The organism is Streptomyces sp. NBC_01296, assembly GCF_035984415.1.
Taxonomy (GTDB): Bacteria; Actinomycetota; Actinomycetes; order Streptomycetales; family Streptomycetaceae; genus Streptomyces.
Window position 1 is genome coordinate 1,631,146 of sequence record NZ_CP130720.1, and the last position, 22,965, is coordinate 1,654,110.

General features: G+C 72.7%; 18 protein-coding genes. 4 read left to right on the plus strand and 14 right to left on the minus strand.

The window, feature by feature from the left end; all coding sequences use genetic code 11:
- Positions 1-4 precede the first annotated feature (4 nt).
- The 5 genes from fusA to OG299_RS07750 all read right to left on the minus strand — a co-directional run bounded on the left by fusA (position 5) and on the right by OG299_RS07750 (position 6,786).
- Entirely contained in the window at positions 5-2,095 is a 2,091-nt protein-coding gene (fusA, locus tag OG299_RS07730) for an elongation factor G (RefSeq protein WP_327361014.1), read from the minus strand.
- A 418-nt stretch (positions 2,096-2,513) separates the two neighbouring features.
- Positions 2,514-3,038 (minus strand): hypothetical protein, encoded by a 525-nt coding sequence (locus OG299_RS07735; protein WP_266635282.1) that lies wholly within the window; start codon positions 3,036-3,038, stop codon positions 2,514-2,516.
- 76 nt (positions 3,039-3,114) lie between these two features.
- Positions 3,115-4,116, minus strand: coding sequence for an SCO0930 family lipoprotein (locus tag OG299_RS07740; RefSeq protein WP_327361015.1), 1,002 nt, complete (start codon positions 4,114-4,116; stop codon positions 3,115-3,117).
- Positions 4,117-4,279: 163 nt separating this feature from the next.
- A complete protein-coding gene (locus tag OG299_RS07745; protein ID WP_327361016.1) occupies positions 4,280-5,728 on the minus strand; it encodes an NADH-ubiquinone oxidoreductase-F iron-sulfur binding region domain-containing protein in 1,449 nt (482 codons plus the stop codon).
- The gene (locus tag OG299_RS07750; RefSeq protein WP_327361017.1) at positions 5,725-6,786 is read right to left on the minus strand and encodes a hypothetical protein; all 1,062 of its coding nucleotides are present in this window, start codon (positions 6,784-6,786) and stop codon (positions 5,725-5,727) included. Before OG299_RS07750 ends, OG299_RS07745 begins: the two co-directional genes overlap by 4 nt.
- A gap of 526 nt (positions 6,787-7,312) precedes the next feature.
- Here OG299_RS07750 and OG299_RS07755 point away from each other — a divergent pair.
- Positions 7,313-8,602 carry a PucR family transcriptional regulator gene (locus OG299_RS07755; RefSeq protein ID WP_327361018.1) on the plus strand — a complete coding sequence of 430 codons (1,290 nt, stop codon included), beginning with the start codon at positions 7,313-7,315 and terminating at the stop codon, positions 8,600-8,602.
- A 197-nt stretch (positions 8,603-8,799) separates the two neighbouring features.
- On the opposite strand, the gene OG299_RS07760 is transcribed toward OG299_RS07755, so the two are convergent.
- The 4 genes from OG299_RS07760 to OG299_RS07775 all read right to left on the minus strand — a co-directional run bounded on the left by OG299_RS07760 (position 8,800) and on the right by OG299_RS07775 (position 14,247).
- Positions 8,800-9,618 carry an RNA polymerase sigma factor gene (locus tag OG299_RS07760; RefSeq protein ID WP_327361019.1) on the minus strand — a complete coding sequence of 273 codons (819 nt, stop codon included), beginning with the start codon at positions 9,616-9,618 and terminating at the stop codon, positions 8,800-8,802.
- A 150-nt stretch (positions 9,619-9,768) separates the two neighbouring features.
- Positions 9,769-11,217, minus strand: a complete 1,449-nt coding sequence (locus OG299_RS07765; RefSeq protein WP_327361020.1) for a DUF1996 domain-containing protein — start codon at positions 11,215-11,217, stop codon at positions 9,769-9,771.
- A 9-nt stretch (positions 11,218-11,226) separates the two neighbouring features.
- Positions 11,227-11,904 (minus strand): DUF4142 domain-containing protein, encoded by a 678-nt coding sequence (locus OG299_RS07770; protein WP_327364477.1) that lies wholly within the window; start codon positions 11,902-11,904, stop codon positions 11,227-11,229.
- Between the two features lie 246 nt (positions 11,905-12,150).
- Positions 12,151-14,247 carry a SpoIIE family protein phosphatase gene (locus OG299_RS07775; RefSeq protein ID WP_327361021.1) on the minus strand — a complete coding sequence of 699 codons (2,097 nt, stop codon included), beginning with the start codon at positions 14,245-14,247 and terminating at the stop codon, positions 12,151-12,153.
- Positions 14,248-14,500: 253 nt separating this feature from the next.
- Between OG299_RS07775 and OG299_RS07780 the strand changes: the two genes are divergently transcribed.
- Both OG299_RS07780 and OG299_RS07785 read left to right on the plus strand, forming a co-directional pair.
- A complete protein-coding gene (locus tag OG299_RS07780; RefSeq protein ID WP_266635274.1) occupies positions 14,501-15,622 on the plus strand; it encodes a PP2C family protein-serine/threonine phosphatase in 1,122 nt (373 codons plus the stop codon).
- A 184-nt stretch (positions 15,623-15,806) separates the two neighbouring features.
- The gene (locus OG299_RS07785) at positions 15,807-17,360 is read left to right on the plus strand and encodes an alpha/beta hydrolase (RefSeq protein WP_266635919.1); all 1,554 of its coding nucleotides are present in this window, start codon (positions 15,807-15,809) and stop codon (positions 17,358-17,360) included.
- A 21-nt stretch (positions 17,361-17,381) separates the two neighbouring features.
- Here OG299_RS07785 and OG299_RS07790 read toward each other — a convergent pair whose 3' ends face one another.
- The 5 genes from OG299_RS07790 to OG299_RS07810 all read right to left on the minus strand — a co-directional run bounded on the left by OG299_RS07790 (position 17,382) and on the right by OG299_RS07810 (position 22,189).
- The gene (locus OG299_RS07790) at positions 17,382-17,825 is read right to left on the minus strand and encodes an SRPBCC family protein (RefSeq protein WP_266635273.1); all 444 of its coding nucleotides are present in this window, start codon (positions 17,823-17,825) and stop codon (positions 17,382-17,384) included.
- Positions 17,826-17,952: 127 nt separating this feature from the next.
- Positions 17,953-19,266 carry an MFS transporter gene (locus tag OG299_RS07795; RefSeq protein ID WP_327361022.1) on the minus strand — a complete coding sequence of 438 codons (1,314 nt, stop codon included), beginning with the start codon at positions 19,264-19,266 and terminating at the stop codon, positions 17,953-17,955.
- Positions 19,267-19,271: 5 nt separating this feature from the next.
- Positions 19,272-19,685, minus strand: coding sequence for a PaaI family thioesterase (locus OG299_RS07800; protein WP_266635271.1), 414 nt, complete (start codon positions 19,683-19,685; stop codon positions 19,272-19,274).
- A 102-nt stretch (positions 19,686-19,787) separates the two neighbouring features.
- Complete coding sequence (locus OG299_RS07805; RefSeq protein ID WP_266635270.1) at positions 19,788-21,812, minus strand: NADPH-dependent 2,4-dienoyl-CoA reductase; 2,025 nt, start codon at positions 21,810-21,812, stop codon at positions 19,788-19,790.
- A gap of 89 nt (positions 21,813-21,901) precedes the next feature.
- Complete coding sequence (locus OG299_RS07810) at positions 21,902-22,189, minus strand: hypothetical protein (protein ID WP_327361023.1); 288 nt, start codon at positions 22,187-22,189, stop codon at positions 21,902-21,904.
- A 52-nt stretch (positions 22,190-22,241) separates the two neighbouring features.
- On the opposite strand from OG299_RS07810, the gene OG299_RS07815 reads away from it, so the two are divergent.
- Entirely contained in the window at positions 22,242-22,955 is a 714-nt protein-coding gene (locus tag OG299_RS07815) for an alpha/beta fold hydrolase (protein WP_327361024.1), read from the plus strand.
- Positions 22,956-22,965 lie beyond the last annotated feature (10 nt).

A 22,965-nucleotide genomic window follows, 5' to 3' on the forward strand; every position in this document is an offset into this window, starting at 1 on the left:
CGGCCTAGCCGGCCAGGGCCTGCTGGTACGCCGCCACCGGGACGGGGGCGTAGCCCGTGGGGCGGGTGGTGAACGTGCCCCGGCCCTGGCTACGGCTGCGCAGCCGGGACGCGTAGCCGAACAGTTCGGCCAGCGGCACAATGGCGGTGACCGCCGTGGTCCCCGTCCTCGCAGCCGAGCCCGATACCCGTCCGCGCCGCGCGGCCAGATCGCCCAGCACCCCGCCGACGGCGTCGTCGGGCACGGTCACCACGACCTCGACCACCGGCTCCAGCAGCTCCATCTCGGCGGCGCGCAGGGCCTCGCGCAGCGCGAACCTGCCCGCCGCCCGGAACGCCATCTCCGAGGAGTCCTTGGAATGCGTGGCCCCGTCGGTCAGGGTGACCCGCAGCCCGGTCACCGGATGGCCGCCGAGGGGTCCCTCGGCGAGCGCGTCCCGGCAGCCCGCCTCCACCGCGCGGACGTACTCCTGCGGCACCCGCCCGCCGACGACGGTCGACCGGAACTCGAACACGCCGTCGCCGGCCCCGGCCCCGCCCCCGCCGGCGTCCCCGTCCAGGGGCTCGACGTCGACGACCACATGGGCGAACTGACCCGCGCCGCCGTCCTGCTTGACGTGCCGGTACACCAGCCCCGTCACACCGCGCGCCACCGTCTCCCGGTACGCCACCCGCGGGCGGCCCACGGCGATGTGCAGCCCGTGGCTGCGGCGGATCTTCTCCACCGCCACCTCCAGGTGCAGCTCGCCCATCCCGGACAGGACCGTCTGGCCCGTCTCGGGATCCGTCCGGACCACGAGCGACGGGTCCTCCTCGACCAGTGCGGCCAGCGCCGACGACAGGCGTGCCGTCTCGGTGCTGTTGCCCGCCTCGACCGCCACGGACACCACGGGTGCGGCGGCCTTCGCCGGTTCGAGGACGAGCGGAGCGTGCGGTGCGCACAGCGTGGACCCGGCGCGGGTGCCCTTGAGGCCGACCACGGCGACGATGTCCCCGGCCACGGCCTGCTCCGCCTCGGCGTGCCGGTCGGCCTGCACGTGCAGGATCCGTCCGATCCGCTCGGTCCGGCCGGTGCCCGCGTCCAGCACCGTGTCCCCCTTCCTCATCGTTCCCGAATAGACCCGCAGGCAGGTCAGCCGGCCGGTCGCCGTCGCGCTCACCTTGAAGGCCAGCGCGGCGAACGGCGCCGACGGATCGGCGGCCCGTTCCTCCGCCGCCGTGCCACGGGTCCCCCGTACCGGCGGCATGTCCGCCGGCGAGGGGAGGTAGGACACGACGGCGTCGAGCAGCGGCTCGATCCCGCGGTTGCGGTACGCCGAGCCGCACAGCACGACGACGCCTTCACCGCTGCGCGTCAGGTCGCGCAGCGCGGCGGTCAGCGTGGCGGTGGAGAGCGCCGACGTGGCGCAGTACTCCTCCAGGGCGGCAGGGTGGAGTTCCGCCACCCGCTCCTCCAGCAGCCGCCGGCGGCGGCGTGCCTCGTCGTACAGGGCATCGGGTACGGCACCCGTCGCGAACGAGTCGGGTCCCGCGCCCCAGACCAGCGCCCGCATGCGGACGAGGTCCACCGTCCCGGTGAAACCGTCCTCCTGCCCGATGGGCAGCTGGACGACCAGCGGAACGACGCGGAGCCGCTCCTGTACGGACGTGACCGCCTGGTCGAGATCGGCGCCGACGCGGTCCATCTTGTTGACGAACACGATGCGCGGCACGCCGTGGCGGTCGGCCTGTCGCCATACCGACTCGCTCTGCGGTTCGACGCCCGCGACGGCGTCGAACACCGCGACCGCGCCGTCGAGTACGCGCAGCGAGCGCTCCACTTCGTCGGAGAAGTCGACGTGTCCGGGTGTGTCGATCAGGTTGATGCGGTGGTCGTCCCACGTACAGCTGACGGCGGCGGCGAAGATGGTGATGCCACGGTCTCGCTCCTGAGGGTCGTAGTCGGTGACGGTCGTGCCCTTGTGGACCTCGCCGCGCTTGTGGGTGGCCCCGGTGGCGTAGAGGATCCGCTCGGTGACGGTGGTCTTCCCGGCGTCGACGTGGGCGAGGATGCCGAGATTGCGGACGGTGGTCGAGGTGTTCAGGTCGGTGCGCATGGGCCCGGGGTCCTTCTGGTGGGTCGTGAAGAGGGCAGCGCGATGTGCGGACGAGAGGGGACCGGGCTCAGGGCAGGCGGGCGCTACAGGGCTCGAGCGCGGCCCGGGAACACCCGGGTACGCGAGGTCGGCTCGCCTGCCTGAAGGAAGAGGGTCGGATCTTCGTCGCGGACGTCCGATGGCGGCCGCGCAGCCGTCACCGGGAAGCCGAAGACACCAGGATCACGTCGTACCGCGACCGGGGAACGAAGACGGCGATGCGGTGACACATGGCCTGGCTCCCCTCACTCGGATCACACGAGTCGCTCGACTCGTTCGACGGCGTGCACACCACATCCCGTGGCGGCACGAGAGCGAGTGTAGTGAAACGGCAGCGGCCCGGCACCGCAATTGACTGCGGGCCGGGCCGGACGCTCCCTCAGGAGGCGGCGGGAGTCGGGGAGTCGTGCCCGCCAGCGTGGGAGGAGCCGTGGGAGGCGTCGTGGGGGGCATCGGGGGAGGCGCCGGAGCCGGCGTCGTGCGCGGCGGAACCGTGGCCGGGAGCGGTCTCGATGGTTCCGCCGAGGCGGGTGTGGGCCGGGGCCAGGGCCTCGGCGGATGCCGCCGTGACGACCCAGGTGGGCCCGACGAGGTAGGTGCCGCCGTACATCTGCGCCTCCGTCAGCCAGGACTGCCGGCCCTGCTCGGTGGTGAACGTGGCCATCCTGAAGCCCTCCTGCCCCGCCCCGCACGCCCCCTCCCGGAGTTCCTCCGCGTCGACCGTGATCTCGGGCGTGCAGCCGAGGGCGGCGGCGATCTCCTGGAGCGGGGCGGGGCGGGCGGACGAGGCCGGGGCGGACGGGCTCGCGGCGGGATCCTGCGGACCGGCGGCCACCCGGGCGGCGCAGCCGCCGCACAGCAGCGTCGCGAGCAGCGCGGCGGCGATACGGGGTGAACGGGGCATGGCTGGCTGCCTCACAGGGGTCGGGGCGGGATCGGGGCCTGCGGCTCGGGTCACGGCTGCGCAGGGCTCGGGCGTGCTATGAGGTCGGGGGGACCTTCTTGCCCTCGGGGGTGACCGCGAACCAGAGCCCCATCTTGTTGTGTCCGTTCGTCTGGCCGGGCTCGGTGTCGCCGGTAAACGTGTAGACCGGCCAGCAGTCGATCGTCAACTGCTCGCTGCCGTCGGGCCGCTTGACCGATCCGACCAGCTTTCCGGCGATTCCCTCGGCCTTCGTCTTGTCCACGGCCGGGGCGGGCTTCCAGGTGTCCAGGCAGGCACCGAGGCAGCCGAACTTCATGGGCCACGCACTGTCCTTGTCAAATCGGTAGAGCGTGCGCCACTTCCCGTCCACCAGGATCTTGCCGAGTTTTTCATTGTCGGCCACGGAGAGTTCCATGCCCGCCTTCATGTCCATCCCTCCCATTCCGCCGCCGCCGTCCGCCTTCTGTTTCTTGTCGATCGCCTTCTTGCCGTCCGGTGCCAGTGCGTGCCAGGTGCCGCCGACGCCTTCGCCCTTCGCCTCGCCCGCCTTGGTGTCCTTCGCGTAGCGGTACACGGGCCAGCCGGCGAGGGTGAGCTGCTTGCTGCCGTCGGCCCGGGCGACGGAGCCGAGGAGGGCGGTGTCTATGCCCGCGGCGGCCGACGCGTCGTCGGCCGGGACGGCGGGCCACGTGGTGGCGCAGTCCCCCTCGCAGTTGGACTTGGGAGGCTGGGGCGTGTCCTTGTCGAAGCGGTAGAGGGCCATTCCGGCGCTGTCGGTGACCACGCTGCCCACGCTCTCGATGTCGCGTACGGACAGCTGCCCCGCCGGCTCGGCCTTGCCGGAACCGGAGCCGACGTCCGAGCCCGACCCGGAGCCGGCGACCGTGGCACCCGACCCGTAGCCGCCGGCCCCGTAGCCCGTGTCGTATGCGCCTCCGAGGGGTTTGCCGGCCCCGGCCGGCTGTACGGAGTTCGAGTTGCGCGCGCCATTTTCGCTGCTGCCGCATCCCGTGGCCGCCAGCAACAGAACCGCAGCCACCGATCCGGCAGTTGTCATACGACGCATCTTGTTCACGATCACTCCTTCGGGTTGAACCCGGGGGGTTCGTCTACTGCCTTATTCATAAGGCCTGAGAAGGGCACCGAATTCGAATGAACGGGAATTTGTCAGATGACGCTAACGCTTGAACTCCCCCCGTCGGCAGCCGTTTACCGCCGGCTCATTCCTGAATGCGCAGCGCGAGCGCAGGGCAGCGCCGCACCGCCCGGAGGGCCTTCGGCCGCAGCCTTCCGGGGACCGACATGACGGCCTCGGCCGGGTAGCCGTCCGCGTCGAGGCGCACCACGTCGGGCAGCACGTCCACGCAGAGCCCGTGGCCCTTGCACAGCGTCCAGTCCACGACGAGCCGTTCGGGGTTCTCGTCCTGGGGCAGGGGCAGCGCCCCGAGGACACGGCGCCCGCAGCCGCTGCCGAGGGCGTGGTCGCGCATCTCGTCGGGGAAGACGGCTAGCGCGGAGGCCATGAAGGCCGAGGTGCCGTCGGGATGGCTGCACGCACCGCGGCGCAGCACCCCCCGCATCCGCGCTTCGACGGCCTCCAGGGCGGGCCGGCCTCCCCCGGCCACCAGGGCGTCCACGGCGTCGGCGAGCGAGGGCAGTCCTCTGACGCACGGGCCGCACTGGCCGGCGGTCTCGTCCGCCATCCAGCGCATCACGCGGGCCACTTCGCCGGCCGGGCAGGTGTCCTCGGGCAGCGGCAGGACCGCGCCCGCCCCCAGCGTGGCCTTGTACGAGGACAGGGACTCCCGGGAGAGCAGTGCCGTCCGCGCCGCCGCCGCCGTCAGCCATTTGCCGTGGTACCCGCCGACCAGGACGCCCTGGCCTGGGGACGAGCCGCACAGCTCCAGGACGTACGCGAGGGACGTCCCGAGCGGCGCCTCGACGACCGTCGAACCGCTGATCGTCAGCATGACGGTACCCGGCTCGGTCTGCAGGCCGACCGAGCGGAATCCCGGCACCCCGAGCCGGGCCGCGACGGCGAGCTGGGCGTACGTCTCGGTGTTGGAGAGCAGGGTCGGCAGGCCGCTCAGGCCCCGCTCGCTGGTCCGGACCTTCTGCCCGTTCGGAACGGCGGCCCCCCCGTTGAGGCCGTTCACGAGGGAGGTCCCCTCTCCGCTGACGAAGCGCTCGGGGAGCCTGCCGACGCGGAGGCGGCTGCCGGCCACGCCGCGCTCGGCGACGGCGGCCCGCAGTGACTGCTCCACGTCGTCCCTGGTCACTCCGATGGCCACCTCCTCGGCGCCGATCGCGTCGGCCGCCAACAGCGCGCCGTCGAGCACGAGGTGCGGGGAGTGCAGCAGCATGGCGGCGTCCTTGAGGCAGCTCGGCTCGCCCTCGGTGCCGTTCACGACGACGGCGGTCCGCCCCTCCTTGGTCCGGGCGGAGCGGATGACGGCTTTGAGCTTGCGGGCGAACGGGAAGCCCGCTCCCCCGCGGCCCTTCAGGTCTATGCCCTCGGCGAGCTCCACGAGATCGTCCGAGTTGTACTGCGGCAGCGGGCCGTGCACCAGCAGGTGGTTGGCGCGATCGAGCCGCGGCAGCACGTCGAGTCCTGCCAGCAGCCTGGGCTGGCCGACGCACCCGAGGGCGGGGTCGACGATCGAGGTCACTGCCGGCCCCGCATCCCGTCGAGGGGCTCACCGAACCGGTCCGTGGCCGGCCCGGCCCCGATACCGCTGGGGATGAACACCGTGTCGTACGCCTCGGCGCCGTACGCCGCGCCGTAGGGCGCCGAGCCGTACGGCGGGAGGATCTCGGTCGTGGGCTCCAGGGCCTGCCTGGGCGAGGGCACGGGGCCGAGGCCCGCCGGGGCACGGACCGGTTGCGGCTGTTGCCCGACGGCCCGCCGTCCCGACTGCCGGGCCAGCCGCGCCGTCAGCCGTTCGGCGGCCCATTCCGCGGGCTGCCGGACGAACCGCTGCGGCGCCGTCCGGGGCCGGGGCGGCGCCGCCTGGGGAGCGGACGCCGGTGCGGCGGCCGGGCGCGGCGGCGCCGCGCGCAGCCTCGCCCGGAGCCGGATGGCGAGCACGCCGGCGACGCCGATCAGGCAGAGGGCGTACGACACGGTCACCCAGCCGCTGGCGGCGCGGCCGGACTTCAGCCCGTGCACCAGGGACGCGCCCCAGGCCGGGTACGCGCCCACGTGCAGGGCCCGCCACCACACGGAGCGGCCCTTGGTGGCGAAGGCGCTGCGGACCGCGCCGGAGACCGCCGTGGAGACGAAGATGTATCCGGCCAAGGTGCCGAGGCCGATGAGGATCGGCCGGTCCCGGTCCGCGAACGGCACGAAGGCGGAGGCGACTCCCGTCTGCGCCTCGGCGACCTTGACCCATATGTGCAGGAGGAGGAAGCCCAGCCCCGCGACGGCGAGGCCGCGGTGGGCCCCCTGGGCGACGAGCCGGTGCCCGGAGGTGAGCACCGTACGGTCGGTCGCCGCGAGCCCCCACAGGACGGCGGAGGTGAGCGAGACGAGCGAGAGGACGCCCGCGCCGAAGTCGAGGAAGTCCCAGAGGTTGGTCAGGGTGACGCCCGCCCGGGCCGCCACGGCCAGGGCGAGCAGGCCCGCGAGGGCGGCGATCACGAGCGTGGCAGGGCGCACGCCTCCGGTGGGGGACAGCAGGGGCGGCCGCCGGACGGCGCGCCGGCCGGCGGCCGCGGCAGCGGCCACGCCGGCATGGCGTCTGGTGCTGCGGGCCCGGTGTGAGCGGGGCGTACGGGCTGGGGACAGGGGCATGTAGTTCTCCCATACGCCCAGGCCCGAGGCACTCCACCGCGCACTCGGCGCCCGGGGTAGTCGACGGAACTGCTCCGCGGCGGGCGGGAGATGAGGTCTCACCGACCGGGAGCGGGGGCCGGAGTGCAGAAGCATCGTGGACCTTCGCAACGCCTCCACAGTATTTATCTAATCGTGACAAGTTCTTGCGCGCGTGGCATCGTCACACCAGACGTCCGCGGAAGATTCCCTTCCAACGGTGCGGTGGCAACCTGAGTGACGCCTTGTCCGCCACCACACCTCCCCGACGGCAAAATGAAAGCAAAGCCGCGGGACTGCAAGTGGATGGCACTCTCCTGGAGGGTGTACGAGGTGCTCAACTCCCCCGTCCGCACTGGCGCAGAGGGGGGAGGGAGGCGACCTCGGCAGGCTTGTCCCCCTCCCATGGGGCAGGCCGTACCCCGGCATGAACGAGGTAACAATGTGCGAACTTCTGAACCGCATCTGGGCCCGTCCCCGAGGCGAATGGACCCGGGTTCTGCGAAGGGAACTCCCCGCGCTGAGCGCAGGGATGGTGGAGGAGCTGAGGGAGGAGCTCCCCGGGTTCTCCGCCCTGGTCGACGACCTCGACGAGGAGGTGGTCAGACAGCGGCTCGAGGTGGCCCTGCTCACCGCCCTCGGGTACCGCGAGCCCGCGCCGCAGAAACAGGCTCGGCCGGCGGACCCGCATCCGGCCCCGGGTCCTGACTGCGACCTGGACTCCGATCCGGACCCCGATCTCGACTCCGACTCCGGCCCGCTCCGGGAAGAGGACGAGGACGACCACGACTACGCGGCCGAGCGCGACCACCCCGACGAAGACGAGGAGGTGGCAGAAGAAGAGGAGTACCGCGGCCCGCCCCGGCTCCCGGACCCCGGCCGCCGAAGGCAGTTGGCCCCCCTGAAAGTCGTCCCTCGCGAAGGGCTCGGAACCCCCTCCGAACGTGCTCGGCGTGAGCTGTTCTCCGCTCTTACGAGTGACATGCCCATGGCTGAAATCGCCCTCTCCGAACTGGCCGCCGCGGCCGACTGGCCCCTGCCGGCCGAGATACGCGCCATCGCCCTGGCCACACCGGGCGAGACCCAGCAGCTCGCGGCCGTCCTGGACGACGGACTCGCCGGCATGGTCGGCGGCCAGCCGTGCCTGCTGGTCCCGAGTCCGGACCCGGAGACCCGCGCCTCCCTGGAGGCCCTGCTCCGCGGCCGGTTCGCGGCCGTGGGCCACCCCGTCGCACCCCGGGACACCGCCTCCTCCCTGCGGTGGGCCCTGCGGCTGCTGTCCCTGACCCCGAACCGTGCCGGCCTGGAGGCGCGGGCCCTCTTCGTCGACGACCACCTCTCGACCCTCCTGCTGCTCCAGGACGAGCCCCTGGCGCACGCACTGGCCGCACGCTGGCTGCGGCCGCTGGCCAACCTGACCCCGCGCCAGAGCGAACGGCTCGAAGTGACCCTGCTGGCCTGGCTGGAGGGCGGAGGCGCCCCCGAGGCCGCGAAGGCGCTGAGCGTGCACCCCCAGACCGTGCGCTACCGCATGCGGCAGCTCGAGAAGCTCTTCGGCCCCGGCCTTCGGGACCCGCGTACGCGCTTCGAGCTCGAGATGGCCCTGCGCAGCCGGCGCCTGATGGCCCAGGTACGGCGCCAGAACTCCCGGGTGAGCCGCAAGGTACGGGTCGCCACGACGGACTTCCGGCCGCTGGGCGTGGGCCGCATGGCCCGCGTCAACGGCCTGTAACCCCGACCTCCCGAACCCCCGAACCACCGAACCCTCAAACCCCCTCAACCCCCGCACTCCCTCAAACCCCCTCAACCCCCGCACTCCCTCAACCCCCGAAACCCCCGTACTCCCGGAACCCCCGGAACCCCCGCACCCAAGGATTCGGCCCCGGTCCCCTCCCCGCCCAGGCGGAGCGGGGCCGGGGCCGCCGCGTGTCACAGGCCGACGAGCACCCCCGACGCCCCGGCCCGCAGCGCGGCATTGAGGTCGAGCAGTTCGGCGTACGCACGGGAACAGGACCGGCAGGCCGCCAGATGACGGACGAGGCCACGGCCGCGCGGAGTTCCGCGGCGCCGGATCACCGCCCCGAGCACGCTGCCGTAGTGGCGGCACCGCTCGTCGGCGGCCGTGTCCAGGTGGGCGCGCAGGTACGCCTCGCGCAGTCCTTCACGGGCCCGGAAGGCCAGCGAGGTCACGGCGCTGGGGGTGATGCCGAGCAGCAGGGGGACGTGGTGCGGGCAGTCGTCCTCGACGAGGGTGTGCCAGAGGACGGCCTTCCAGCGCTCGGGCAGGGCCTGGAAGGAGCGGGCGACGAGCCTGCGGTCCTCGCTGTCCAGGAGCCGGCGCTGCGGGTCGTCCCCGTCGGGGCCTGGGCTGCACCACGCCTCGACGTCGGGGGTCAGGAGGGTCCGGCCGGCGCCGTCGCGCCACTCGATGGCCGTGTGGCGGACGACCGACAGGAGGTACGGGCGCCAGTGGTCCCGGGGCCCGGCGCCGGAGCGGACGGCCTGCAGGGTGCGGATGAACGCCTCCGAGACGAGGTCCTCGGCGTCCTGCGGAGCGCGGCAGCAGCGCCGCGCACATGCAAAAGCGGCGGCACTGTGCCGCCGGTACAGGAGCTCGCAGACGGCCGGATCCCCGTCGCCGGCCGCGTACGCCGCTCTGAGCTGCTGTATGAGGTCCTGGTCGGAGGGCTCTGGCTCGGGCCCGGGTTTGCGCCCCGGTCCGGGCGTGGTGTGACGAGAGCCGGACATGGCACTCCTCGTGTGGGTCTCAGGGCCCGCAGGCCCCTTCGGGCAGTGGCACAAGCGCGAACGCGGTGCCGGCCCGAAGTCGGCTTCGGTCCGGCACCGCTCTCGGGGCGACGCTGGGGAGGTGGGAGGGGGAGCGTCGCCCCGAGGGTCTCAGCGGCAGGCGCGCCCGTCGTTGATGCAGCGCACTGCACCGGCCATCAGGCCGTTCGACATGACGTTGATGAAGTCTCCGTGGTCGGTCACCGGCTTGTGCAGCTGCTCGGGGAAGCTGTCCACGGCGAACCGGGAGCCGGGCGGAACGCTGTAGACGATCCGCTGCACCAGCTGCGGGATGGCCTTGAATCCCTTCTTGCAGTTGCCGTTGGCGTCGGCGAAGGCCACATGGGTACGGTGGTTGGCGCTGTCGATGTTCTTGCCGTCCCAGCAGCTCTGGAAGTTGAACGTCCGGACGACGTCACTGCCCTTGGGGCACACCGGGTACTTGTCCTTCAGCTGGCGGTTCTCGAAGCCGGTGCAGCTCCACGACGCGTTCGCGTTGGCATTGCCGTTGGTGAGGGCCTTGGCGTCGCCGGTGATGATCCGCATGAAGCGGGGCATCGCCGTGACCTTGCTGACGGGGCTGCCCTTGAAGTCGATGGTCACCTGCTTCGGCTTCAGGATCGTGCCGACGTTCGCGTCCTGGCCGCCGCCGGGGGCCTTGGCGTCCTTCTCGGCCTTGCCGTCGCGCAGGCGCAGCACCGGCCAGTAGTACGCCGACTGGTCGCCGTTGGTGCAGGTGGTGCCGGACTGGGCGAGGCTGTTGTTGGTGGAGAAGGCGTCGGTGGTCTTGTTGCCCACGTAGTCGTGCATGTGGTGGGCGCCGTTGCTGACACCGGGCGCGACGATGACGTTGTCCGGGTTGAAGTGGCCGTTCTCGTTGCGCCCGCACTGCACGGCGAAGGATCCGGTGGAGGCGCCCCCGCGGGCCGCGGGCTTGCGCACGTTGGGCTTCACGTTGCCGATGGCGACGAAGTCGCTGCGGGCGGGTCCGCCCTTGGCCTGCTGTTGCTGCTGCTGCTGCTGCTGTTGCTGCTGCTGTTGCTGCTGCTGCTGGGGTGCGCCCTGCTTCGCGGCGCCCTGGTCGGCGGCGCCCTGGGCGCCGTTGTCGGCGGGCGGCTCGTCCGCCGGGTCGGCGGCCGCCGCCTCCTTCATCACGCACCCGCTGAGCGCGTCCAGCCCGGCGGGCTTCTGGCCCGCCTTCCCGAGGGTGTCGGACAGCTTGGTGATGGTCTGGTCGCGCTGCTGCTTCAACCCGCCGAGCAGGGCCTTGTCCTTGGCCCGGCCGGAGGAGAGCTGCTTGTAGGCGTCGGCGACCTGGGTGTCGAGCTGCGCGAGGTTCGCGTCCACCTCGTTCCGGGCCTGCTCGGGGACGTTGTCGAGCTTGTCGCCCACGTCCGGGCAGTCGATGGTGGCGGTCACGGGCGCGTTACGGGAGTCCTGTCCCGCGAAGGCGCCCTGGGAGACGAGCACGACCCCGCCGCCGCCCAGGACCAGGGCGGACATCGCGGCGAGGATCTTGTGCTTCGGCCGCAGACGGCGTTTGTGGCCCTTTTGACTCATGCGATCACTTCACTTCGTCGGTCGGGAATAGGGGGAGGAGGCGGGGGCAGGTGCGGAGGGGGTGCCCGGCGGGGTGCCCGGCGGGGTGTCCGCGAGGCCGTCGAAGTCGACCAGCCCACTGGCCTCGAGGACCGTGATGTGGTCCAGGACGGTGTTGTTGGCGTCCGTGGCCAGGGCCCGGACCATGGAGTTGCGGGTCTGCGCCCGGATTTGGGCCACGAGGGCGAACACCTTGCCGTGCGCCCTGCGCAGCAACTGGACGAACAACTGCTCGTACTGGGGTCCTTGGGCCCGGTCCATTTGGTCGAGCCAGCCCTGCTGCTGTGCGCTGGGCTGGTTGGGGATCTCCATGCCGAGGGCCTGGCTCACCTCCATGACCCTGCGGTCCAGTTCGGTGTGGCCTTCGACGAGGTGCTCCCCGGCGGTGCGTATCGCGGGCCGTGTGCTGCGTTGCATGGCCTGCCGGCCTGCGGGCAGCTCCCACAGGCCGGCGAGCCGCACCTTGCGGACGAAGTCCCGGTCCTGGGGGGTGAGCGGCCCGAAGGCCGTGGTCTGGATGCCGCCGCCGTCGTCCTCGGCCGCCGGGGCCGTGGCGGCCGCGGCGTTCCTCCCGCCGAACTTCTGCACGGGGATCAGCAACGCGATCAGGGTGAAGGCGAGGGCGCCGATCACGACGCCCGTTGCCATCACGTGTCTCGAAGCTACCGACATGCTGCCGACGGCCGACCGACGGAAAGACAGCACTGTGCCTCCTTGCTGCGTGGACCGGGAGGGGCTGCGGCCGCTCGGGCTCCGGCAGTTGTCCGTGCCGTGGCGATCGCGCTCCCCGGGTGCCACGGGACGCTAGTGCCAGATGTGGTGCCTGTTTGGAAGGACCATCACGAATGGACAAACATCCGGGCAACGTCTCGAAAGGCTGGTACCGTGCGCGGGCTACTGCCCCGGCGCCTCGGACAGCGGGCGGGTCCGGGCGATGAGCAGGGCCACGTCGTCGCGGTCGTCCGGCTGGCGCAGTTCGCCCAGCAGCAGGTCGCAGGTCTCCTCGAGGGGACGGACCGGGCCGCCGAGCAGTCCGGTGAGCACCTGCAGGCGGGTGTCGATGTCCTGATCGCGGGTCTCGACGAGCCCGTCGGTGTACAGGACGAGCTCGTCTCCGACGCCCAGGTCGAGGGCGATGGCCTCGAAGGGTACGCCGCCGACGCCCAGGGGCGTTCCGGTCGGCAGGTCGAGGAGCTCGGGCGGGCGCCCGGGGCTCGTCCGTACGGGCGGCAGGTGGCCGGCGGTCGCGATGCGGCACCGGTTGCGGTGCGGGTCGTAGACGACGATCACGCAGGTGGCCATGGTGTGCCCGAGCCCGGTGGTGGTGTGGTCGAGCCGGGCCAGGACGGTGGCCGGGTCGAGGTCGAGCTCGGCCAGCGTGCGGGCGGCGGTGCGCAGTTGGCCCATGGTGGCGGCGGCGTTGATGCCGCTCCCCATGACGTCCCCGACCACGAGGGCCGTCTTGTCGTCGGGCAGCGGGATGACGTCGAACCAGTCGCCGCCGACTTCCCCGGCGGCCCCGGCGGGCTGGTAGCGGTAGGCGATCTCCAGGCCCGGGGTGGGGGTGGGGAGGTGCGGCAGCAGATGGCGCTGGAGGGTGAGGGCGGTGCGGCGCTGCTTCTGGTACCAGCGGGCGTTGTCGATGCAGACGGCTGCGCGGGCCGCCAGCTCGCCGGCGAGCAGGACGTCGTCGTGGTCGAACGGCAGCGGGTTGTCGGTGCGTTGGAGGCCAAGGGCGCCGATGACCTCGCCGCGGGCGATCAGCGGTACCGCGAGGTACGAGTGGAGCCCGGCCTCGGCCAGCAGGGCGGCGGCCTCGGCGTCGCGGGCGACGCCGGCGAGGTCGGCCTCCGTGAGCTCCGCCAAGAGCACGGGGCGGGCGGACTGCACGCACCGGGTGACCACCCGGGTGGCGTCGTAGCGGGCGATCGAGCCGACCGGGTCGGCCGCGCGGGTGGCGGGGGTGGGGCGCGCGGCCTTGACGGCGAGGGCGCGGAACTGCACGGTCTCGTCCGTCGGGGCCCCGGGCGGGCGGTCGCCCGTCAGCACGGCGTCGAGGACGTCGACCGTGGCCAGGTCGGCCAGGTGCGGTACGGCGATGTCGCCGAGCTCGCGCGCCGTGACCCAGAGGTCGAGGGTGGTGCCGATGCGTACGGAGGCGTCGGCGATCAGGGCGAGCCGCTGGCGGGCCTGCGCGACGGCCATCGAGGTCTTGTGCTGCTCGGTGACGTCGACGACGGACGCGGCGACCCCGATCGGCCGCCCGGCCGGGTCGTCGAGCCGGTAGAGGGAGAGCGACCAGGCGTGGTCCTGGTCGGGGTCCGCGGGCGTACGGCCGATGGTGAAGCGGTTCAGCTGGGGCCGGCCGGTGGTCAGGACCGTCCGCATCGCCGCCTCGATGGACGCGGCGTCCAAACGGGGCAGGACCTCGTGGACGTGGCGGCCGATGTGCTGGTCGGCGGGCAGGCCGTTGATGCCCTCCAGGGCCGGATTGACCAGGACGTACCGGAGCTCCGAGTCCAGGACGGCGAGGCCGATCGGGGACTGGGCGACCAGCCGCATCGACAGGGCCAGGTCGCGCTCCAGGCGCCGCAGGGTCGCCTGGTCGGAGGCGATGCCGAGGGCGTAGAGCCGGCCCTGGCCGTCCTCGAGCCGCATGTTGCGGAACTCCGCCAGCCGGCTGCTGCCGTCCTTGTGCACCACGGGAAACGCCCCGGCCCAGGGCTCTCCGCCGGCCATCACCTTCTCGAAGAGGGCGAGGACCATCCCCAGGTGTTCGTCGTCGACGAGGAGCTGCGCCGCGAACCGGCCGAGCGCGTCCTCGGCGGTGTAGCCGAACAGCTCCTCGGCCTGCGGGCTCCAGAGCGCGATCCGGCCCTCCGCGTCGAGGACCACCGCCGCGACCCCGAGCACGTCGAGCAGGCCCGGCCCGGTGGCGGGGCCGGCGCGCGCCGGTTCCGCGTCGGCCGGAAAGGCGTCCGCCGTACTCATACCGGCCGCTCCTTCCCGTCCGCTGCCGCAGGGGCGGTGCATCGGCCCGTTCGCTCTCCACGCCCGGATCCGCGTCCGGGTCGTCTCCCATCCTCTCTCCACTCCCCCGTACCGGCAGCGCAGCCGCACCCCTATGGGGCCGTACGACGGAGCGGCGCCGCGCGGCGGACGTCCAGGGGTGCGGGGACGGAGCGCGCGCCCCTCGCGATCCGGCCGGTGCGCGGGAAGATCGGGCGCGGTGTATCCAGGAGTCATGGACCACCGGCCGCCGCATCCGAGCCTTCGCCACGTCGGCGAACCGCGCCTGCCCCTGCTGGCGGTTCCCTTCGCGCTGATCGCGGTCGTCACGGTGGTCGACGTCCTCGCGCCGCCGGATGTCCACCTGGGTCCCTTCCTGGTCGCGGCCCCGGCCCTCACCGCCTCCTTCGCCGGGCCGCGGATGACGGGGTTCGTCGGCGCGGTCGCCGTGCTGGCCCAGGTGACGGTGGCGTTGACGCGGACCACCGTCACCGATCTGAACCACACCTTCCAGATCATTGCCCTGGTCCTGATCTCGATCTCCGTGACGCTTTTCGCACATCTGCGCGAGGTCCACGAGAAACAGCTGATCCAGCTGCGCTCGGTCGCCGAGGCCGCTCAGGAGGTGGTCCTGCGGCCGCTCCGCGGCCGGATGGGCCCGCTGCGGCTGGCCTCCGTCTACCTGGCCGCGGAGGCCGAGGCCCAGATCGGCGGGGACCTGTACGCCGCCACCCGCACCCCGCACGGCACCCGGCTGATCATCGGCGACGTCCGCGGCAAGGGCCTGGAGGCGGTCGGGGACGCCGCGCTCGTGCTCGGCGCGTTCCGGGCCGCCGCCCACCAGGTGGCGGACCTGCCCACGCTGGTCGCCCACCTCGAGGCCGCCGTGGCCGCGGACCCGGAGGGCACGGGCGAAACGGCCGACGACCCCGGCGAGGCGTTCACCACGGCGGCGGTAATGGACATCCCCGACCAGGAGATGACCGTACGGCTCATCAGCTGCGGGCACCCGCCGCCGCTGCTGCTGCGCGGCGGCCGGGTCGTCCCCCTCGAGGTGGACCACCCGGCGCCGCCGCTGGGCCTGACGCAGTACGTGGACACCGGCTTCGCCCCGCAGTCCTTCCCCTTCGAGCCGGGCGACGTCATCCTCCTGTACACGGACGGCGTCATCGAGGCCCGCGACGCCGCCGGCGAGTTCTACCCCCTGCCGGAGCGCGCCGCCGACTGGCCGGGCGACGGCCCGGACGCCCTGCTGGGCCACCTGTGCGCGGACCTGCTGGCCCACTCCCCGGGCGGCAGCCTGGGCGACGACGCGGCGATGGTCGCCATCGAGCGCGTCACCGGCCGCTCCTCCTGACCGCAGAGCCCCTCCCCGCCCGGGGCCCGGCGTCAACTCCTTCCGCGTGTCGGCCAGTTGTCCGGATTTGAGCTCGTTCGTGAGGAGCATACGGACCGACCCTTCGGGATGATTCGCCCGGAGCCCCTGTGCAACAAGGTGATGAGGCCATCGAATTCACGGAAGGAAACGGCTCTTCGTGAACATGAAACGCCTCGCACCGATGCTCGCCGCCGCCGGTCTGATCGCGACCACGATCCCCCTGCTCTCCGCGACCGGGGCCGCCGCCGCCACGGCCGCGGAGTACACCCCGCAGAAGCCCGCGTGGCAGCGCTGCAGCACCGACCAGCCGGCCGCGTACGAGTGCGCGACCATCAAGGTCCCGCTCGACTACCGGCGCCCCCGGGGCGCCACGATCGACCTCGCGATATCGCGGATGAAGAGCGAGAACCCGGCCGCGCGGCACGGGGCCATGCTGCTCAACCCGGGCGGGCCGGGCGGTTCAGGACTCGATCTGCCGCTGATGATGAACGAGCTGATGCCCAAGGACGTACGCGACCAGTACGACCTGATCGGCTTCGACCCGCGCGGCGTCGGCGCCTCCAGCCCGATCACCTGCGGGCTGACCGACGCCGAGCAGAACATCGACCGGCCGTACAAGGCGGAGACGTATCAGGCGGACGTGACCTGGGCGCGTACGGTCGCCGAGAAGTGCCGCGAGAAGGCGGGCCCGGTGCTGCCGTTCATCACCACCCGCAACACGGCGCGCGACATGGACGCGATCCGCGCCGCGCTGGGCGAGAAGAAGATCTCGTACGTCGGGTACTCGTACGGCACGTACCTGGGCGCGGTGTACACGCAGATGTTCCCGAACCGCAGCGACCGCTTCGTGCTCGACAGCGGCGTGGACCCGCAGCGCATCTGGCGCGGCATGATCCAGGTGTGGGCGACCGAGGCGGAGCCGGCGTTCGCGCGGTGGACGCAGTGGACGGCCGAGCGGGCGGCCGAATACCAGCTCGGCGACACCCCGGACGCGGTCTCCAAGACGTTCTGGGACCTGGTGGCCCGGGCGGACAAGCAGCCGATCGAGTTCGACGGCGTCAAGCTCACGGGCGACGACATCCGTACCGCGCGGAGCGTGTTCTTCTACCCCTCGCAGGCGGCGCCCCTCGTCAAGGCGCTCAAGGACGCGGCCGACGGAAAGCCGGTCCGGTTGACCGCGCCCCAGCTGCAGCTGCTGAAGCCCGGCGCCGAGCCGGCGTCGGACAACGGCACGGCCGTGTTCCTGGCCGTGGTGTGCGGGGACACGGAGTGGCCCCGCTACCCGGAGCAGTACGCGCGGGAGGCCGCCAAGGACAAGGCCAAGTACCCGCTGTACGGGGACTTCGCCTCCAACATCAAGCCCTGCTCCGACTGGCGGCGGCCGATCGAGCCCGCGACGCCGATGAAGACGAAGACCGACGTGCTGACCGTGCAGAACGAGTGGGACTCCCAGACCCCGCTGGTCAGCGGCCAGGGCCTGCACAAGGCGCTCAAGGGTTCGCGGATGGTGCTCGCGCTGGGCGGTGAGGGCCACGGCGTGTACCTCGCCGACCCGAACTCCTGCGCCAACGCCACCGTCAACTCCTACCTGGCGACGGGCAAGCTGCCCGACCAGGACGTGACGTGCCGGACGACGCCGGGCTCGCAGGAGCGCCGCTCGGAGATCGCCCCGCAGTCGCCGCAGCGCTTCCCGGTCCTCACCGGCCGGAGGTTCTGACCCCAAGGCTCCGGCCGCCGCTCAGGACGCCTCCACGGCGGCCTTGATCCGGCGGCCGAAGTCGGGGGCGTCCTTGCGTGCCGCGCTCAGCGCGAGGCCCACCAGCAGTTTCCCGAATCCGTGCCCTTCGAGGGTGTTGAAGATGCGGACCCGGGTGCGGTCGCCGGGCAGGGCTTCGAAGTCGTATCCGCCCTGCGCCGTGACCAGGTTCTTGCTCTGCTCCGTCCAGCGGACGGAGCGCTGCGGCTCGAAGCCGGTGATGCGGAATTCACGGCCGGTCTTCATCCCGGCGTCCTTCACCGTGCTGCGGAAGACCGTGCCCACGCCGGTCGGGCCGTCCGGAGTACGGGTGATCTCCTGGACCCGCGGGCTGAACTTCGGGTCGTTGCGGCCGTCGGCCAGGTACGCGAACACCTCCCCGACGGGCCGGTCGATCTCGACGGTCGCCTCGAACTGTCCGGACATCACTGCTCCTCCGTACGCTTCCCCGCGATCCACGATCGCAGACGCGCACCCTGTGCGCGCGCCGCGCGGTCCCGGCGCCGCGCGGCCGCCGCCCGGCTGTGGGACGGGGCGGATCAGCTCACCGGCGTCACGGCCGCCGCTGCCGCCGCGGGCCGCCGACCGGCGGCCGGGCCGCGGATCCGGCGACCGCGTCCCCGCCCGGGGCACCCGCGATCCGGCTGCCGCGCAGCGGGGTCAGCAGCCCCGCGCCCAGGATCAGCAGGCAGAAGACCCCGGCGGCCACGCTGACCGCCGGGACCCCGTGCCGGGCGGCCAGCACCGTGAGGGCGGCCGCGCCCACCGGGCCCGAGGCGTTGTGCACGGTCCAGAAGGCGGAGGTGACGCGGCCGAGCAGCGGGTCCGGGGTCACCTCCTGGCGCAGGGTCATGGAGCAGACCCCGCCGAGGGTCATCCCGAACATGAACACGGCGGCCAGTACGGCGATCACCGGCAGGCTGCGGCTGACGCCGGTCCCCGCCACCGCCACGCCGATCATGGCGACCGAGCCCAGCCAGCAGGCCCCGAACCCGAAGGTCCGGCGCAGCGGCCCGGCGGCGAAGGCCGCGCCGACGACGCCCAGCCCGCTCACGGCGATGACGAAGCCGACGGTGGTCTCACTGCGACCGAGCTCCTCCTGGATCCGGTAGACCAGCAGGTCGGTGGCGCCCATGGTGACGAAGGTCAGCAGCGTGAGCAGCACGGTCAGCGGGCGCAGCACCGGGTGGGCCCACAGGAAGCGGAAGCCCACCACGAACATCTCCCGCAGCTTCCCGGACTCGGCGGCACGCGGCTTCGAGCCGCGCGACTCCTCGGCTCCGTCCCGCCCGAAGGCCACCCACCGCAGGCTCACGGCCGAGACCAGGAAGGTCGCGCCGTCCACCCCCAGGGCCCAGTCCGCGCCCACCCCGCCGGCGATGAGCCCCGCGGCGGCCGGCCCGCACAGGGTCCCGACGGCGAAGGTTCCCATCAGCCGCCCGTTGGCGGCGGTCAGGTCCTCGCCGCGCACCAGGTTTGGCACCGCCGTCACGTACGCCACGTCGAACAGCGTCTTCAGGGCGGTGACCAGCGCCGTCACTACGTACAGCACCCAGATCCGCGGTCCGGCCAGCCAGATGAGCGGCACCGCGCCCAGCAGCAGCGCCCGGACGAGATCGCAGGTGATCATCAGGCGGCGCCGGTCCGTCCGGTCCACCACGTGTCCGGCGAACATCCCGGTCGCAATGCCGGTGACCCCCGTCACGACCGTGATCAGGCCCATCTGGACGACGTCCCCGGTGGCGTCGAGGACCAGCAGGGGCAGCGCGAGCAGCGAGATCGATCCGCCGAGGACGGACAGCGCCTGACCGAGCCAGAAGACGTTGAAGTCCCGGTTCCGCCAGAGCGGGGGGTGCTGGTCCGACACCGGTACTAGCCCAGCAGGGCGTAGACGGTCGACGCCGTGGCGGCCGGTTCCGGCGCCCCTTCGGGGGTCATGGTGATGTCGGCGAACGCCATCCGCTTGCCGAGCTTGGTCACCCGCACCTCGATCAGCACGTCCGTACCGAGCACCGGCCGCTGGAAGCTGGTCGACTGCTGGACGGTGGTCATCGGCCCGTACGCCCCGCGCGCGGCGGAGATCGCGATGACGGTGGCGGTGTCGGCGGCGGCCATCAGGGCCTGCCCGGACAGGCCCCCGCCGTCCCGGGCCAGCGCCTCGGACCAGGGCAGCCGCAGTACGGCGTGCCGCTCGTCCGCCTCCTGGACGCTGAGCCCGAGGGCGAGCACCCAGGGGGCGAAGTTGTCGGCGAGGATCTTGTCTGCGTCTGCGGGTGTCAGGGTCACCCGGAGATTGTGGCGGCCCGGTCCGGGCCGCACAACAGCATTGATCCGTCAGGGCAGTACGCGCTCCGGCCGACCCGGCGGGCCGGCATCAGAGCGAGGGGCTCAGAGCGTCGCCGCCAGTTCCGTGCCCTGGCGGATCGCCCGCTTGGCGTCCAGCTCGGCGGCCACGTCGGCGCCGCCGATCAGGTGCGGCCGGCCGCCGGCCGCGAGCAGCGCCTCGTACAGGTCGCGGCGCGGTTCCTGGCCGGTGCAGAGCACCACGGTGTCGGCGGGGACGAGCCGCTGCTCGCCGCCGACGGTGATGTGCAGGCCCTCGTCGTCGATCCGGTCGTACGTGGCACCCGCGACCGAGACGACCCCGCGGTGCTTGAGCTCCGCGCGGTGGATCCAGCCGGTGGTGGTGCCGAGGCCGGCGCCGACCTTGGTGGTCTTGCGCTGGAGGAGGTGGACCTGGCGCGGGGGCGCGGGCCGCTCGGGGGCGGTGAGACCGCCGGGGCCGGTGTACGCGGTGTCGACGCCCCAGTGGCGGAAGTACGTCTCGGGGTCCTGGGAGGCGCCCTCGCCGCTGTCGGTGAGGAACTCGGCGACGTCGAAGCCGATGCCGCCGGCGCCGACGACGGCGACGCGCTCGCCGACGGGGGCGCCGTCGCGCAGTACGTCGAGGTAGGTGACGACGTTGGCGTGGTCGACGCCCTCGATGTCGGGGGTGCGGGGGGTGACGCCGGTGGCGACGACGACCTCGTCGTAGCCCTGGAGGGTCTCGACGTCGGCGCGGGTGTTCAGCCGGACGTCGACGGCGCGGGCGGCGAGCTGGGTGCCGAAGTAGCGGATGGTCTCCTCGAACTCCTCCTTGCCCGGGATGCGGCGGGCGATGTCGAGCTGTCCGCCGATGTGGCCGGAGGCCTCGAAGAGGGTGACGGCGTGGCCGCGTTCGGCGGCGGAGACGGCGCAGGCGAGACCGGCCGGACCGGCGCCGACGACGGCGACGCGCTTCTTCAGCTGCGTGGGCGACAGCACGAGTTCGGTCTCGTGGCAGGCGCGCGGGTTGACCAGGCAGCTGGTGATCTTGCCGCTGAAGGTGTGGTCGAGGCAGGCCTGGTTGCAGCCGATGCAGGTGTTGATCGTCTCGGAGCGGCCGGCGGCGGCCTTGGCGACGAAGTCGGCGTCGGCGAGGAAGGGGCGGGCCAGCGAGACCAGGTCGGCGCGGCCGTCGGCGAGCAGCTCCTCGGCGATCTCCGGGGTGTTGATGCGGTTGCTGGTGACGAGCGGCACGGAGACCGCGCCCATCAGCCGCTTCGTGACCCAGGTGTAGGCGCCGCGGGGGACGGAGGTGGCGATGGTGGGGATGCGGGCCTCGTGCCAGCCGATGCCGGTGTTGATGATGGTGGCGCCGGCCGCCTCGATCTCCTTGGCGAGGCGGACGACCTCGTCGAGGGTGGAGCCGCCGGGAATCAGGTCCAGCATGGAGAGCCGGTAGATGAGGATGAAGTCCTCGCCGACGGCCGCGCGGGTGCGCCGGACGATCTCCAGCGGGAAGCGCACGCGGTTCTCGTACGCGCCGCCCCAGCGGTCGGTGCGCTTGTTGGTGGCGGCGGCGATGAACTCGTTGATCAGGTAGCCCTCGGAGCCCATGATCTCGACGCCGTCGTAGCCGGCGAGCTTCGCGAGGCGGGCGGCGCGGACGAAGTCCTCGACGGTGCGCTCGACCTCGATGTCGCTGAGCTCGTTCGGGACGAAGGGGCTGATGGGGGCCTGGAGGGCGCTGGGGGCGACCAGGTCCTTGTGGTAGGCGTAGCGGCCGAAGTGGAGGATCTGCATGGCGATCTTCCCGCCCTCGGCGTGCACGGCCTCGGTGATCACCCGGTGCTCGGCGGCCTCCTCCTCGGTGGTGAGGCGCGATCCCCCCTCGAAGGGGCGGCCGGCGTCGTTCGGGGCGATGCCGCCGGTGACGATCAGGCCGGCGCCGCCGCGGGCGCGCTCGGCGTAGAAGGCGGCGAGGCGCTCGAAGCCGCCCGCGTGCTCCTCGAGGCCGGTGTGCATGGAGCCCATGATCACGCGGTTCGGCAGGGTGGTGAAGCCGAGGTCCAGGGGGCTCAGCAGGTGCGGGTACCGGCTCTGGGAACTCATGAGGGGCGCCTCCTCGCGCGGGGGTGATGAACCTGTTCTAGGCGAGGAGGACCGATTGTGCAACTAGGTGCATAACCAAGTGGCGGAGTTCACGCCTGCGCCTGCAGGGCCGAGACCTTCCGTACGAGGACGACGGCGAAGCCGGCCGCCACGACGAAGAGCAGGTCGCAGGCCATGGCGACCGGCGTGGCCTCGCGCAGCCCGGCCTGCGTATCGGCGGCGGCGCCCATCCGGCTGGAGACCAGCGAGGCGAGCATCGCCACGCCGAAGGCGACGGACCAGGCGGTGACCGGGGCCGCGGAAACGGGCGCGGCGGAGCGGAACTGCCTCGACGCACTGGCCGCCGACGCGGGCGGGCAGCCAGGACCCTGCGTCACCGGCACAGCCCCGTCCATGCCGTCCCGTGCGCCGCCACGTACGCTCGCCCGGGTGGCAGAACACCTCACCTTGACCGTGAACGGGATCCGGCTGGCGTACCAGGCGGCGGGCGCCGGGGGCGACGACCCGCCGGTGGTGCTGCTGCACGCGCTGGGCGAGCGCGCCGAGGACTGGGCCCTCGTACGGGACGCACTCGCGCGGGACCGGCGCGTGTACGCCCTCGACCTGCGCGGGCACGGCCTGAGCGGGCGGCCGGCACGGTACTCGGTGGAGCTGATGCGGGACGACGTCCTGGGCTTCCTCGACGCCCTGGGGCTGGACCGGATCGACCTGGTCGGGCATTCGCTGGGCGGCGTGGTCGCGTACCTGGTCGCGGCGGAGCAGCCGCACCGGATCGGCCGGCTCGTCCTGGAGGACGCCCCCGCGCCGCTCCCCCGCGCGTCCGCCGCCCCCGTGCGGCCCGAGGGGGAGCTGGACTTCGACTGGGCGATGGTGCTCGCCGTCAGGCCGGAGCTCGACCGGCCCGATCCCGCGTGGCTGACCGCCCTGGAGCGGATCACCGCCCCCACCCTCGTCGTCCACGGCGGCCCCACGAGCCACCTCGCGGCCGCCTCCTTCGACGAGATCACCGCCCGCATCCCCGACGCCCGCCTGATCACCCTCCCGTACGGGCACCTGATCCACGCGGCGGCGCCCGAGGAGTTCACGCGGACGGTGACGGACTTCCTCGCAAAGGACGCGGCCGCGGAACCCGGGCCCGTGTAGGGCGGGTTCC